This window comes from Eggerthella timonensis (assembly GCF_900184265.1).
GTDB lineage: Bacteria > Actinomycetota > Coriobacteriia > Coriobacteriales > Eggerthellaceae > Eggerthella > Eggerthella timonensis.
On record NZ_FXXA01000002.1, the window covers coordinates 2,211,107 to 2,224,571 of the forward strand.

The following is a 13,465-nucleotide window of genomic DNA, read 5'->3' on the forward strand; positions in this document are numbered from 1 at the left end:
TGGGACATTCTGGAACATTCGGCGCAGCGCGCGACCTCGCGCTATTTCACCAGCAGGTAGACGACGTTGGCGAGCGCCCAGACGAAGAACAGCACGCAGTTGGCCTTCGCCAGGACGTTGAGCACCTTGTTCGACAATTTCTCGCCCTTGATCAGCACGTCTGCGTTCAGCATCGAGAAGAAGAGTATCATGAGCGAGTAGCTGTTCATGTTGCTCTCGTTGCCCGTGAACAGCGAATAGGCGAAACCCGCCCACGTGAGCGGCAGCAAAACCAGCGTGATCGTCTGGAACAGGTTCGCATCCTGCCGCTTCCTCAGCTCGGGATCCTTCCTCTGCTCGAACCAGCCCGCCGCCTGCCCGCTTGCAGATGCTTCCAAATGCTCTTCAACCATGATGAAACGCTCCATTTCCAGATAGAGTATAGTGGGACCAAAGGTTGTTCGCTTGCAAGCAGGCTCATTGTAGCATAGTATCCATCATGGATATATGAGAGGAACGAAATGGCGAAGAAGAGCCCGTACGAGACAGGGGAGCTGTCCGACAGCATCTTCCTGATCCTGCTGGCTACGCTCGAGCCGGTGCACGGCTACCGTATCATGCAGGGCGTCGAGGAGTCCACGGGGGGCGCGGTGAAGATCGGGCCCGCCACCATGTACACGACGCTCAAGAAGCTCAAGGCGGCGGGATGGATCGACGAGATCGCTGAGGATGAGAGCCGCATCCTGTACGCGGCCACCGACGAGGGCCGCGCGGTGCTGCAGCGCGATTTCGTTCGACGCAAGCGGCTGGTCGCCTTCGCGGAGGGGCGGCTGGGCAAGAGGAGCGAGGAGAAGCATGGCTAGGTACCGGATGTGCGGCGGGCTGGCGATCATGCCGAAGCACGATATGGCGATGCTCAAGCGCATGAGCGCGAAGGGGTGGCACGTGACCGGCGTGAACCGGGCGCTGTTGTACCGGTTCGAGCAGGGCGAGCCGCACGCATACGACTACGCGGTGGATTTCCAGCGGGACTTCTCGGAGGAGGCGCGGGAGCTGTACGACCTCGGCGGCTGGCAGCCCGTCGCGTTGGGGCCCGGCTGGCAGATCGTGCGCGCCGAGGCGGGCACCGTCCCGCTCTACACCGACGACGACGCGCAGGCCGAGACGCTCGGCGCGAGCCGGGCGGGCCTGGGCTGGGCGGCGCTCGCCTGCGCGATCGCGGCGGCGCTGTTCTTCGCGCTGCAGGCCCGCCTCTCCGCTCAAGGCAACGAGCCGGGGTCGTGGGCGTGCCTCGCCCTGTGCGCGGCGTTCGCTGCCGGGTTCGTCTTCTCGCTCTTTCCCTTCCTCGGCTACACGCGCTCCTTGCGCGCGATTCGCAAGGAGCAGGAGGAGGATCCCCGCCGCTGACGCGCAGCCTCATTTGGGATACACTGTTCAGGCGACCAAGAAAGGAGTCCGGCATGGGATTCTTCGACCGAATAAGCGAGGGGCTCTCCCGCTCGCGCGACAAGTTCAAAGAGCAGATGAACGTCCTGCTCGACCGCGGCCCCGACCTCGACGAGGAGTTTTGGGACGGCCTTGAGGAGACGCTCATCCTGGCCGATGTCGGCGGGGCTGCGGCCACCGAGATCGTGGAGGGCCTGCGCGACACGGCCACGCGCAAGGCGCTTCCCGACGCGTACGCGGTGCTCGACCTGCTGAACGACCAGATAGCCGCCACGTTCACGCCGGGCGGCGAGGACGTGCTGGGCGGCGGGCCCGCGCTCGTGCTGTTCGTGGGCATCAACGGCACCGGCAAGACCACCACGGTGGGCAAGCTGGCCAAGGAGGCGAACGACGCGGGCCGCACGGTGATCCTCGGCAGCGCCGACACGTTCCGCGCCGCGGCCATCGAGCAGCTCGAGGTGTGGGCGAAGCGCGCGGACGTCGAGGTGGTCACGCGCGAGCGCGGCAGCGATCCGGCCAGCGTGTGCTACGACACCATCGAGCGCGCCGAGAAGCTGGGCGCCGACCTCGTGCTCGTGGACACGGCTGGCCGCCTCCACACGTCGGCCGATCTCATGCGCGAGCTCGAGAAGGTGGTGGGCGTCGTGCGCAAGCGCTCGCAGCTGCCCGTGTACACCGTGCTCGTCACCGACGCGACCACCGGCCAGAACGGCCTGTCGCAGGCGCGCGAGTTCGACCGCGCGCTCGATCTGGACGGCGTCATCATCACGAAGCTCGACGGCACCGCCAAGGGCGGCATCGCGCTGGCCGTGTCGCACGAGCTGGGGCTGCCCGTGCTCAAGATCGGCGTGGGCGAGGGGCTCGACGACCTCAAGGACTTCGACGCGCACGACTTCGCCCGCGCCCTCGTCGGCGAGTTCGACGAGCGGGGATAGCGTGGCGTGCGTCCAGGTCCACAGCGACCCCGACGTGTTCGAGGTGCGCGTGCCGTTCGAGAACATCTCCACGAACGATACGAACTGCTTCATCGTGCGGGACGGCGACGACGCGTTGGTCGTCGACACGGGCGCGCCGTCCGACGAGGGGCGCGCCATCCTCGACGCGGCCCTCGACGAGCTCGGCGTCGACCGCGCGCGGCTGCGCTTCTTCCTCACGCACCTGCACCTCGACCATGCGGGGCTCGTGGACCGCGTCGCCCTGCCGGGCGCGAAGCTCTACGTGAGCCCCGTGGACTTCGAAGCGGTGCGCGCCTCGCGGGCGGCCTCGTCCTACGACGCCGCCCGCCGCGCCTTCGTTGCCGAGGGCGTGTCGCCGTCCGACGCGTCCGGCTACGCCCGCTACGCCGTGGAGCCGCGCCTGTTCGACGCCTCGCGCCTCACGCTCGTGCCCTCGTGCGAGGGCGACGTCGTTGAGGTGGGGCGCTGGCGCTTGCGCGTGGTGGAGACGCCCGGCCACACCCCGGGGCACCTCGCGCTCTACGAGCCCGAATCGCGCATCCTGTTCGGCGGCGACCACGTGCTGTTCGTCATCTCGCCGAGCATCGCGCTGTTCCCGGGCGGAGCCGACGGGTTGCAAGCCTACCTCGACAGCCTCGCGAAGGTGCGCAGGCTCGGCGTTAAGCGGCTGTTCGTCTCGCACGGCGACGAGCGCGACGATTTCGACGCGCGCATCGACTGGCTGGCCGCCCACCACCTCGAGCGGCTTGAGGAGACGCGGGGCATCGTGAGCGCGCAGCCGGGCCTCACGGGCGAAGGGGTCATCCGAGCCATCCGCTGGAACGTCCCGTTCGACACGTGGGAGGAGATATCCTTCGTGCAGCGCTGGTGCATCGTCACCGAGGGCGTCGTGATCCTCAATCACCTTGTCGACCGCGGCCTCGTCCGCCGCGAACCCGACGAAGCGGGCGTCAACCGGTACTTCTGATCGAAAAGCATTCCGTGTTCGGAATGCTTTTTTTCTTCGGAAGCGCTCAAAAGCGTTCCGAACGCGTAATGCGCCGCGATGGTAGAATAGGCGCCATGAACGAAACCCGCACATACCTCCTGAGACTCTACGATGACGATCTCGCATCGTTCACCTTGGCGCGCGACGAGCGGGGCGCGGTGAGATGCGTGGGGGCGGAATGCGACGAATCTCGGCGCGGGCTCCTTCCTTTTCGCATGTCGGGGGATGCGGCATCGTTCGAACGGTGGATCGAAGGGCGCACGATCTCGAAGAACCGAACGTTCGCTTCCCGCATCGTGCGCCAATACGGCATCCGGTTCGACGACGCGATGCAGATGCTCGATGCCTGCAACGGCCTTTCGCTCAACGATGCGTACTGGGTCGTCCCCGAGGGGTCGGCCGCGACGTTCGCGGAGAGGAACCTGTACGAGAACCCGTTCGACGAGCTTGTCGCCACGGTGGCGTTCTCCGGCGTGCTCGACACGTCGAAGGAGCCGGAAGGGCTTTCGGGCGAGTTGACCACGAGCGGCCAGTTCCCGAAAGCCTGGCGCATCGTGGGCGGCGAGCGTTTCTTGTACAAAGCGGGCGCGCCCAGTTCCAACGGGCTGGAGCCGCATGCGGAGTACTATGCCGCGCAGTTGGCCGAAGCCATGGATATCCCCCATGCGTCCTACGATCTCGCGACATGGCACGGCGAGCTGTGCAGCGCGAGCCCCTTGTTCACGAGCTACGACATCGGTTTCGCGACGTTCTCCGGCATGTTCGGGACGTTGCCCTTCGAGGATATAGCCGACGCGTACGCCGAGCATGGGCCCGAGGCTCGCGAGCGCTTCGCCGCGATGACGGTCTTCGATGCGCTGATCGCCAACGACGACCGGCATCTCGGCAATTTCGGGTTCCTGTTCGACAACCGCACGCGCGCCGTCGTGTCGGCCGCGCCGGTATTCGACAACAATCTGGGACTGTTCATCCGCGACGTGGACGCGGGTCTGACGGCGTCGGATTTGGCGCGGTCGGCTGCCTGGTACAAGAGTCCCTCGAACGTGCTGTTGGACTACCAGGCGCGCTACGCGATGACCGACGACCTGCAGGATCGTTTGGCGGCGCTGCGCGGTTTCGAGTTCGCCCCGCATCCCGACCTTCCGCTCGACGAGCGCTATACGGCGCTCTTGAACGACTACATCGGCTTGCGCATCGAGGCGCTGCTGACGCTTCGATAGCTCGAGGCTGCTTTCGAGCAGTTGAAACGGTGAAGTTCGCTGCGGGATGCTCGGTTCCGGTATAATTCCCTCAAACAAGCTCATTCGCAACGTGATGGGAGCGACACACCATGCTCGAGAACCTTTCGACGCGCCTTCAGGGCATATTCAGCGGGCTGCGCGGCAAGGGCCGCCTGACCGAGGACGATATCAACGATGCCATGCGCGAGATCCGCATGGCGCTGCTCGAGGCGGACGTCAACTTCAAGGTGGTGAAGACGTTCGTCGCGCGCACGAAGGAGCGCTGCCTCGACGCCGAGGTGCTCGACTCGCTCACGCCGGCGCAAAACGTCATCAAGATCGTGCTCGACGAGCTCACCGAGCTTCTGGGCCGCACGGATTCCAAGCTCGTCCTGGGCAGCCGCATCCCCAACGTCATCATGCTCGTGGGCCTGCAGGGCTCCGGCAAGACGACGGCCGCCGCGAAGCTGGCCTACCGCCTCAAGCAGGAGAACCACTCGCCGCTGCTCGTGGCCTGCGACGTGTACCGTCCCGCCGCAGCCGACCAGCTGGAAACGCTCGGCGCCGAGATCGGCGTGCGCGTGTACCGCGGCGACGGCCAGGACCCGGTGAAGATCGCGCGGGAGGGCGTCCAAGACGCCATCGACAACCTGCGCGACGTGGTGATCGTCGACACGGCGGGCCGCCTGCACGTGGACGACGAGATGATGGACGAGGCCGAGAACATCAAGCGCGCCGTGAAGCCCGACCAGATCCTCATGGTGGTGGACGCGATGACCGGCCAGGACGTGGTCAACGTGGCGGCTGCGTTCTCCGAGCGCGTGGACTTCGATGGCGTCATCATGTCGAAGATGGACGGCGACGCCCGCGGCGGCGGCGCGCTGTCCATCAAGCAGGTCACCGGCAAGCCCATCAAGTTCATCTCGTCCGGCGAGAAGCCGGATTCGCTCGAGGAGTTCCACCCCGACCGCATGGCGAAGCGCATCCTCGGCATGGGCGACGTGGTCAGCCTCATCGAGAGCGCCGTTAAGGTGCAGCAGGAGGAGGTCGAGCAGGAGCAGGCCGAGCGCATGATGCGCGCGAACCTCACGCTCAACGACTTCATCGACATGAACCGCCAGATCCGCAAAATGGGCGGTGTGTCGAAGCTGCTGTCGGCGCTGCCCGGCGGCGACAAGGCCATGGCCGCCGGCCAGGTGGACGAGGGTGCGTTCGACCACATGGAGGTCATCATCAACTCCATGACGAAGGCCGAGCGCGAGAAGCCCGACCTGCTGAACGGCTCGCGCCGCGCGCGCATCGCCGCAGGCGCGGGCGTCGCCGTCTCGGACGTGAACCAGCTCATGAAGAAGTTCAACGAGACGAAGAAGATGATGAAGAAGATGATGCCCGCCATGGAGGATATGCAGGGCGGAAAGAAGGGCAAGAAGGGAAAGAAGGGCCGCCGACGCCGCATGGGCCTTCCCGGCGGCATGGGCGGCATGAGCATGGCCGACATCAAGAAGCTCCAGGACATGATGGGCGAATAGGCATGATGCGGCGGCAACGGGGCCGCCGCATTCGTTTGTTGAGGAGGGCTGCTATGCAGGGGTACGAGAGCAAGGAAGCGCTGATCGCCGAGATCCGGAAGACGGCCGGGCTGTTCGCCGCGGAGTTCGACGACGTGGCCGAGGCCGACGCCGACTCGATGGTCGAGGGCGTGGACCGCACGCCGCGCGAGATGCTGGCCTACCAGCTGGGGTGGATGGGGCTGTTGCGCGGCTGGGACGCCGACGAGCTGGCCGGCAAGGACGTGGCCATGCCCGCGCCCGGCTGCAAGTGGAACCAGATGGGCGTTTTGTACCAAGGCTTCTACGACGAGCATCGCGCGGAACCGTTCGAGCACCTGAAGCGGTCGTTCGAGGACGACGTGGACGCGCTCGTGCAGTGGGTCGACGGGTTCTCCGACGAGGAGCTGTTCGAGCCGGGCGGCAGAGCCTGGGCGCAGTCGACCCCTTCGAACTGGCCGGTGTGGAAATGGATCCACACGAACACCGTCGCGCCGTTCAAATCGTTCCGCAGCAAGATCCGAAAATGGAAGAAGACGCGAGCGTAGCGGAGGTCGAGCGCCCGCCCCGAAGGGCGGGCGCTTCTCTGAGCGGTCGCGTCAGCGGACGTAGACGCCTTTGAGGGCCTGGTCGAGGGTCACGGTCTGGCGCACGCCGAACACGCGGTTGAGGTCGGCGCTGCGCACGAAGGCCTCGATGTCCCCGTCGCGCTCGTCGTCGGGAGCCCCATCCTCCTCGTCCCAGAACGCGTCCTCGTCGGCTTCCGGGTCGGTCGGATCGTCGTCGCCGCTGCCGACGTCGGCCTCGACCGCCGCGCGGCGGTCGAGGCTGCGGTACAGCGTCCCGGCCGCGAAGGCGAGGAAGGCGAACGCCGCGTACGACGCGCAGCCCGACAGGACGGCGTTCGCGATGGCCAGCTCGTTGCCCTGCACGGGCACGCCCTGCGCCAGCTGCGCCGATACGTTCGCCCAGGTGGCGACAGCGGCGAGAACGAAGCAGGCGGTCAGGATGCCGCCGGCCGCGTACGAGGCGACGGCGAAGGCGGGGAGGGCGGCGGCGCGCTTGCGGGCTTTCATGGACGGCTCCTTCGGCTCGAGGGGCTTCGGCGGGAAGCCGCCCCGCCTGCGGCTGCGTCCTCCTGGCTGACGACGCCCTTCTTCAACCGCAGCACGCAGTCGGCCTTGCGGGCCAGCTCGCGCGAGTGGGTGACCACCACCACGCACTTCTCCATCTTATGGGCGCAGCTTCGCAGGATTCCGGTGATCTCGGCGGCGGTGTCCTCGTCGAGGTTGCCCGTGGGCTCGTCGGCCAGGATGACCGGCGCGTCCGTTGCCAGCGCGCGGGCGATGGCAACGCGCTGCTGCTGGCCGCCCGACAGTTTCAGCACGTTGCGGCGCGCCTCCTCGTTCGTCAGGCCCAGCTCTTCCAGCAACGGGTAAGGAGACGAGCGCGTGATGAGGGCAACGTTCTCAGCCGGCGTGAGGTAGTCGATGAGGTTGAAGCTTTGGAAGACGAACGCCACGTGGCTCTTGCGGTGCTCGGCGAGCCCCGTGTCGGCGATGTTCTCGCCGGCGAAGCGGATGGTGCCGCCGTCGGGCGCGTCGAGCCCGCCCATGAGAGACAGCAGCGTCGTCTTGCCGCAACCGGACGGGCCGAGGATGGCGTAGAGCCTGCCCGCATCGAGCGTCAGCGACACGTCGCGCAGCACGGGCTGTGCGGAGCCGTAGGAGTAGCGTACGTTCTCGAGTTCCATGAGGTGCATGACTGGTCCTTTCTAGCTCATCTTCGTGAGTATCTCTTTGGGCTTGAGGCGCAGCACCGGCAGCGCTGCTGCGGCCACCGAGCCCACGATGAGCACGCCGCCCGCCAAGTAGACGCCGACAAGCGCCGCAGGGTCGATGACGACCTCGATCTTCGTCATATCGCGCTTCTGCTCGAACCTCGGCGCCATGGAGGAGGAGTCGGCCACGCTCGTGCCGTCAAAGTTCTTGGGGCCCGCAGATCCCGATCCGCCTACGTCGCCCGCCTGCTCGGTGGCGTAGTCGAGCAGCTGCGCGGCCGCCGTCTGGGCCACGAGCCCGCTCGTGAAGTACGAGGCACCGAACGCGAGCACGGCCACGAGGGAGATCTCCACGAGGTACTGCGCGACGATGGCCCGCTTGGTCACGCCGAGCGACAACAGCACGCCGCTCTCATGGATGCGCTCGCGCACCCGTCCGGCCAGCACGAGATAGAGGATGATCGCGCCGATGACCACCATGACCGCGATGAGCCCGGTCATGAGGCTGTCCATGTTCTCGAGCGGCTCGATGACGGAATCGACGTTGCCCGTGTCCACGTCAACCGTGAAGTCGGTGGGGTCGAGGCCGTCGAGGTTCTTCACTTCCTCGACGATGCGGTTCACCTCGGCGGGATCGTCCACGTGGAAGTCCACGCGCTCGTAGCTCTCGCCGCCCGTCTCGGGGCGCACGTGCTGGATGACCTCGAGCGAGGTGAACACTGCGTTGTCGATGGACCAGTTGCTCATGACGGCGCTCGCCTTGGCGGTGGGCTCGTACAGCCCCACGATCTCGACGTCTATCTTCGTGTCTTCGGGATCGATGCCGTTCATCTGCGCTTTCGTCTCGCTCTGCTGGAGAGTGAGCCTATCGCCCACCGCGAGGCCGTTCTTCTCGGCCAGCTCCTTGCTGATGAGCGCCTTGCCGGTTTCGCCGTGCTCGAGGTGCCGCCCGTCCACGAGTTTGAGAAAGCCCTGGGCGAAGTAAGAGTCGAAAGCGGTGTCGGTTGCGCCGAAGGCGGTTGAGGTCTTGTTCATGTCGCCCGACGAGGCCAGCATCGCGCCCAGCCCTCCGCCGTCCTCCGCGTCCGATTCGACGAGATCGAGATAGGCCCCCTGCTTCTTCATGAGCACGGTGGACTGATAGGATGCGTTGTAGCCCTTGATACCGTCCACGCTTCCCATGATGCGGTCGGCCAATTCCTTCGTGATGGGCTCGCCGCGATAGAACCCCTTCGAGCCGTTCGATCCCTGCTGGACCGACTCCCATTTGCTCGCGTCGCTCGTGTTCTGCTTGAGGGCGAACGACCCGCCCAGCGCCTCGCGCACGTTGAGCTGCGCGGTTTGCGCGGCCTGCTTGATGGCCAGCCCTGACAACGCCATCGTGGCGATGACGAGCAGCAGCAGGAACAGGATGAGCGTCTTGCCCCGCTTGCGCGTGAGGTACAGCAGGGCGCGTTTGCCAAGTCCCATGAAGACTCCTTTCCGTTCGGTGGAATTCCACTATCGGCCAGAAAGGCGAGGATCCGGTTGAGCGTCGGTTTAGATTCGGTTTAGATGCTGCGGCCCTTGGGGAAGCGCGCCCAGAACGTGACGCGGTCGTTCGCACTGTCGAGCGCGAAGCGGATGCCGTAGCGGTCGAACGCCGTCTTCGCGATGTAGAGACCGAGGCCGCTGCCGCCCGTTGCGCGGCTGCGCGAGGCTTCGGCGCGGAAAAACGGTTCGAACGCGCGGGCCAGCTCGTCGTCGGAGAGTTCGATGCCCGTGTTCTCCACGACGAGCGTCCCGTCGGCGAGGCGGACGGACACCTGCGCGCCGGGCGGCGAGTACGTCACGGCGTTCCCGACGATGTTCGCCAGCGCCTTGGCCACGAGCGCGCGGTTCGCCCGGACGATGGCGTCGCCCTGCACGTCGGCGTCGAATGCGAGCCCCCGCTCGGCCGCCCGCGGCGCCCACGCGTCGACGGCCTCCTGCACGAGCGCGGTCGCCGAGACGTCCTCGCAGGCGCGGTCGATGTCGTCGGCCTCCATGCCGGCGACGAGCACGATCTCGCCGACGAGCCCTTCGAGGCGCTCGGCGGTCTCGAGCGCCACCGGCAGGTGCTTGTCGCGGTCGGCGAAGTCGCCGATACCGTACAGCATGCACTCGATCTGGGCCTTGAGGGCGCACAGGGGCGTCTTCAGCTCGTGGGACACGGCGGCGAAGAAGTCGCGGCGCTGCCGCTCGGCGCGCTTGGCATCGGCCACGTCGGCGACGAGCCGGTTGATGATGCGGCTCACGCCCCAGGCCACGAGCACGGCCGCGGCGAGGATGGCCGTGACGACGGCGGGCAGCATGCTCCAGAACGCCGAAGGCAGCTCGCCGGCGGCGGGCAGGTTGGCCACGATGGTGAGGTAGCCGCTGTCCTGGTCGGCGAACCGCACGTTGGTCGACAGGGCGACGGCCGATTCGCTTCCCGCGTCCGGCTCGGTGCCGAAACGGGACGAGTCGTTGCCCACGACGAGCACGGCGGTTGCGTTGTTCTCGATGCAGAAGTCGTAGATGGGCTGGGCCGCATCGGCGTAGGGCGTTTCGGCGAGCTGCGCGCCGAGCGCGTCGAGGCGTTCGTGCACGCGCGATGTGGCCACGTTCTCGTAGCTGGCGGGCAGCGCCACGGCCACGAGCGCGTAGATGAGCGCGCTCGTCAGCGCGAGCGCGGCGGCCACGGCCAGGAACACCTTGAGTCCGAGGCGGCGCCGTCGCCTGCTCTCGTCGCTATGCCGCCTACGCCTCTCCAAGCTTGTACCCAATCCCCCGAACGGTGGCCACGAGGCCGGCGCCGAGCTTCTTGCGGATGTTCATGACGTGGATGTTGACGATCTTCGGATCGCTGGCGAACTCGTAGTGCCACACGAGGGAGAGCAGCTCGTCGCGCGTGAACACCCGGCCGGGATGGGCGAGCAGCAGCTCGAGCACGTCGAATTCGGTGCGGGTAAGCTCCACGGGAGTTCCGCCGCGGCTCGCCGTGCGGCCGGCGGGGTCGAGCGCTACGTCGCCGCAGCGCAGCAGTCCGTCGGCGCCGTCGGCCGGAGCGTGCGCGGCCCGGCGCAGCAGGGCCTCGGCGCGCCGCAGGACCACCTTCACGGAGAACGGCTTCGTCACGTAGTCGTCGGCAAGAAGCTCGAAGCCGCGCAGCTCGTCGGACTCGGCACCGAGCGCCGTGAGCATCATGACGGGGACGTCGGATTCCTGCCGTATGAGCTCGCACACGGCGAAGCCGTCGATCTTCGGCAGCATGAGGTCGAGCACGACGAGGTCGCAAGGCCGCGCGCGGAACGCCGCGATGCCCTCCATCCCGTCGGCGGCGAGCGCCACGTCGTGGCCCGCGCTCTTGAACACCTCGGCGAGCACGGTGCGGATGGCTGGTTCGTCTTCGATGATCAGCATGTGGGCCATGGGGCACCTCCTGCGCGCATGGTATCACAGCCCCTCGCTGCTGCGCCCGAACGACACAGGTTCTGCGAACGGCTCGCCGGATCCGCGCGAAACCCCCGTCCCGCGAGGGCGGTCGGCGTCGCTCCTTGCTACAATGGAGGCGTTCCCCGCCCGATGCGGGGCCGAAGCGAGGGAAGGGGAGCGATGCCGAGCGTACTCATAGTCGACGACGACGCGGATCTGTCAGCCATCGTGGCGCGCTACCTCGAAAGCGAGGGGTTCGCGGTCGTGCGCGCCGCGAGCGCCGAGGAGGCCTACGACGTGCTGGGCGCCCGTCCGTTCGACCTCGTGCTGCTCGACATCAACCTGCCGGGCGACGACGGCTTCGCGGCGTGCGAGGCCCTTCGGCGCGCGAGCGACGTGCCCATCGTGTTCGCGTCGGCGCGCACGAGCGAGACGGACCGCATCGTCGGGCTCGACACGGGCGGCGACGACTACCTGCCCAAGCCCTACTCTCTGCGCGAGCTGCTCGCGCACGTGAACGCGCTGCTCAGGCGCTCTCGGGGTCGCTCCGGCGGCGCGGGACGGCCGCTCGTCGCGGGGCCGTTCGCCCTCGACGAAGCCGCCGGGACGCTCGCGAAGGACGGCGTCGTCGCGGCGCTGTCGCCCAAGGAGTTCGCGCTCGCCCGCTTCCTGATCGCGCACGAGGGCGAGGTGGTGTCGAAGGAGCGCCTGCTGGCCGAGGTATGGGGCGCGTTCTCGGAGGTGGAGCCGCAGACGGTGTCGGTGCACATGAGCTGGCTGCGCGCGAAGGTGGAAGACGATCCTTCCCGCCCGGCCCATTTCAAGACCGTGCGGGGGAGGGGCTACCGCTTCGACGCCGAGGGCGGCGCGTCGTGACGGCGACTTCGCGCGAGGGCGCGCGCATCGCGCGACGGCTTGTCGGCATCGCCGCCGCCGCGACGCTCGCCCTCGCCCTGACGGCGCTCGCGGCCACGGCCCTGCTCGCGGGCGACGGGCCGGCCGCCGAGATGCGGGCGCAGACCGTGGAGCTGAACGCGGCCCGCGCCGAGCTGCCCGAAGGCGCGGACGCGGAGGCCGCCGACGCCGCGCTCTCGCGCGCGCAGGATGCGCTGCGAGCGGCCGCCGACGCGCGCGGCGGCCTCCCCGTCGCGCTCGTCTGGGCGCTCGCCGCGCTCGGCGCGGCATTCGCATGGGGCGTCGTCGCCTACCTTTACGTCGGCGTCGTGCGTCCCTTCATGCGGTTGGAGGCGTTCGCGCAGGACGTGGCGACGGGCAACCTCGACGCCCCGCTCGCCTATGAGCGCAGCAACCCGTTCGGCCGATTCACCTGGGCGTTCGACAATATGCGTGTGGAGATCAAACGCGCCCGCGCCGCCGAGGCCGAGGCTGTGGAGCGGGGCAAGACGGCCGTCGCCGCGCTGTCGCACGACATAAAGACGCCCATCGCGTCCATCCGCGCCTACTCCGAGGCGCTCGAGCTGGGCCTCGCGCGCACGCAAGCGGAGCGCGAGGGCTACGCGCGCACCATCGCGCGCAAGTGCGACGAGGTGACGTCGCTCACCGACGACCTGTTCCTCCACGCGCTTGCCGACCTCGACCGCATCCAGGTGCGCTGCGAGGAAGCGCCCATCGCCCGCGTCGTGGCTCGGGCGGTCGCGGACTTCGACGCGGGCGGCAGAGTGACGCTCGGGCGCCTCGACGAGGCGCAGGCGAGCTGCGACCCGAAGCGCCTCGAGCAGGCGATCGGGAACCTGTTGGCGAACGCCGCCAAGTACGCGCCCGGCGCGGACGTGGAGGTGGAGGGCGTCCTCGACACCGCCGCGCGCGCCTATCGCGTGCGCGTGCGCGACCGCGGCCCCGGCATCCCGCCCGAGGACCTGCCGTTCGTCACCGACCGTTTCTACCGCGGCTCGAACGCCGGCGATGCGCCGGGCGCGGGCCTCGGGCTGTTCATCGTGCGCTACCTGGTTGAGCAGATGGGAGGCGGCTTAAGCCTCGAGAACGCCGAGCCCGGCCTCGCCGCCATCCTCGAATTCCCCCTCGCATCTTAAGGACGCCTTAATGTTCGCGCGGCTACGATGCCTTCCAACGAATAGGCGAGACGAGAGGGCATC

15 protein-coding genes are annotated in these 13,465 nt (G+C 67.7%); 9 read left to right on the forward strand and 6 right to left on the reverse strand.

Annotated features, from left to right (window positions below; translation table 11 throughout):
- Positions 1-41 precede the first annotated feature (41 nt).
- A complete protein-coding gene (locus C1A15_RS09160; protein WP_101723754.1) occupies positions 42-392 on the reverse strand; it encodes a hypothetical protein in 351 nt (116 codons plus the stop codon).
- A 108-nt stretch (positions 393-500) separates the two neighbouring features.
- Between C1A15_RS09160 and C1A15_RS09165 the strand changes: the two genes are divergently transcribed.
- The 7 genes from C1A15_RS09165 to C1A15_RS09195 all read left to right on the forward strand — a co-directional run bounded on the left by C1A15_RS09165 (position 501) and on the right by C1A15_RS09195 (position 6,684).
- Complete coding sequence (locus tag C1A15_RS09165; RefSeq protein ID WP_101722278.1) at positions 501-842, forward strand: PadR family transcriptional regulator; 342 nt, start codon at positions 501-503, stop codon at positions 840-842.
- Positions 835-1,386 (forward strand): DUF2812 domain-containing protein, encoded by a 552-nt coding sequence (locus C1A15_RS09170; RefSeq protein ID WP_101722279.1) that lies wholly within the window; start codon positions 835-837, stop codon positions 1,384-1,386. The genes C1A15_RS09165 and C1A15_RS09170 overlap by 8 nt, the downstream gene beginning before the upstream one ends.
- A gap of 53 nt (positions 1,387-1,439) precedes the next feature.
- Positions 1,440-2,360 (forward strand): signal recognition particle-docking protein FtsY, encoded by a 921-nt coding sequence (gene ftsY, locus C1A15_RS09175; RefSeq protein WP_101722280.1) that lies wholly within the window; start codon positions 1,440-1,442, stop codon positions 2,358-2,360.
- A 1-nt stretch (position 2,361) separates the two neighbouring features.
- Positions 2,362-3,348, forward strand: a complete 987-nt coding sequence (locus tag C1A15_RS09180) for an MBL fold metallo-hydrolase (RefSeq protein ID WP_101722281.1) — start codon at positions 2,362-2,364, stop codon at positions 3,346-3,348.
- 95 nt (positions 3,349-3,443) lie between these two features.
- A complete protein-coding gene (locus C1A15_RS09185) occupies positions 3,444-4,589 on the forward strand; it encodes a HipA family kinase (RefSeq protein ID WP_101722282.1) in 1,146 nt (381 codons plus the stop codon).
- 110 nt (positions 4,590-4,699) lie between these two features.
- Positions 4,700-6,118 (forward strand): signal recognition particle protein, encoded by a 1,419-nt coding sequence (gene ffh / locus C1A15_RS09190; protein ID WP_101722283.1) that lies wholly within the window; start codon positions 4,700-4,702, stop codon positions 6,116-6,118.
- Between the two features lie 53 nt (positions 6,119-6,171).
- Complete coding sequence (locus C1A15_RS09195) at positions 6,172-6,684, forward strand: ClbS/DfsB family four-helix bundle protein (RefSeq protein ID WP_101722284.1); 513 nt, start codon at positions 6,172-6,174, stop codon at positions 6,682-6,684.
- A gap of 51 nt (positions 6,685-6,735) precedes the next feature.
- On the opposite strand, the gene C1A15_RS09200 is transcribed toward C1A15_RS09195, so the two are convergent.
- The 5 genes from C1A15_RS09200 to C1A15_RS09220 form a co-directional block, all read right to left on the reverse strand.
- Positions 6,736-7,212 (reverse strand): hypothetical protein, encoded by a 477-nt coding sequence (locus C1A15_RS09200; protein ID WP_101722285.1) that lies wholly within the window; start codon positions 7,210-7,212, stop codon positions 6,736-6,738.
- On the reverse strand, positions 7,209-7,898 hold the full coding sequence (locus C1A15_RS09205; protein ID WP_101722286.1) for an ABC transporter ATP-binding protein: 690 nt from the start codon (positions 7,896-7,898) through the stop codon (positions 7,209-7,211). Before C1A15_RS09205 ends, C1A15_RS09200 begins: the two co-directional genes overlap by 4 nt.
- Positions 7,899-7,910: 12 nt before the next feature.
- Positions 7,911-9,386 (reverse strand): ABC transporter permease, encoded by a 1,476-nt coding sequence (locus tag C1A15_RS09210; protein WP_101722287.1) that lies wholly within the window; start codon positions 9,384-9,386, stop codon positions 7,911-7,913.
- Positions 9,387-9,466: 80 nt separating this feature from the next.
- Positions 9,467-10,690: a sensor histidine kinase gene (locus C1A15_RS09215; protein WP_146001837.1), complete on the reverse strand. Its 1,224-nt coding sequence runs from the start codon at positions 10,688-10,690 to the stop codon at positions 9,467-9,469.
- Positions 10,677-11,348 (reverse strand): response regulator transcription factor, encoded by a 672-nt coding sequence (locus C1A15_RS09220; RefSeq protein ID WP_101722289.1) that lies wholly within the window; start codon positions 11,346-11,348, stop codon positions 10,677-10,679. The genes C1A15_RS09215 and C1A15_RS09220 overlap by 14 nt, the downstream gene beginning before the upstream one ends.
- A 183-nt stretch (positions 11,349-11,531) precedes the next feature.
- On the opposite strand from C1A15_RS09220, the gene C1A15_RS09225 reads away from it, so the two are divergent.
- Together C1A15_RS09225 and C1A15_RS09230 are read left to right on the forward strand one after the other, a co-directional pair.
- Positions 11,532-12,227: a response regulator transcription factor gene (locus C1A15_RS09225; RefSeq protein ID WP_101722290.1), complete on the forward strand. Its 696-nt coding sequence runs from the start codon at positions 11,532-11,534 to the stop codon at positions 12,225-12,227.
- Positions 12,224-13,402 (forward strand): sensor histidine kinase, encoded by a 1,179-nt coding sequence (locus tag C1A15_RS09230; RefSeq protein ID WP_101722291.1) that lies wholly within the window; start codon positions 12,224-12,226, stop codon positions 13,400-13,402. The genes C1A15_RS09225 and C1A15_RS09230 overlap by 4 nt, the downstream gene beginning before the upstream one ends.
- Positions 13,403-13,465 lie beyond the last annotated feature (63 nt).